Annotated in this window: 1 protein-coding gene; it reads left to right on the plus strand. The window is 72.0% G+C overall.

Features of this window, described 5'->3' with window-relative positions:
• Positions 1-318: hypothetical protein (locus ACG0Z3_RS23295; RefSeq protein ID WP_394402449.1), on the plus strand; the 318-nt coding region annotated here is incomplete at both ends.

The raw sequence follows: 318 nt of genomic DNA on the forward strand, positions 1-318 counted from the left end.
GGCCAACCTCTACCGCCTCTACTACGCCGTGGCCTGGAACCGCGCGCTGGCCGCCAAGAACGTCCCGCGCGCCAACGTGTTTGCCGACCAGGCCGAGGCCGCCTTCCGGCGCGACCAGGCGATCAGCGACCAGTACCACGCGCTGGCCGGCGGCAAGTGGGCCGGCATGAGGCTGCTGGTCCACAACGGCTACACGACGTGGCAGCAGCCCGACAACAACCTCAGGCCGGCCGTGAAGGGGGTGGCCGGCTCGGTGGATGCCGCAGTGGTGCAGCGGCAGCTGACCCACGCCCAGCCTGCCGGCCCCTTCGCGCCGCA

The organism is Pelomonas margarita (assembly GCF_043555875.1).
Classification (GTDB): domain Bacteria; phylum Pseudomonadota; class Gammaproteobacteria; order Burkholderiales; family Burkholderiaceae_C; genus Pelomonas; species Pelomonas margarita.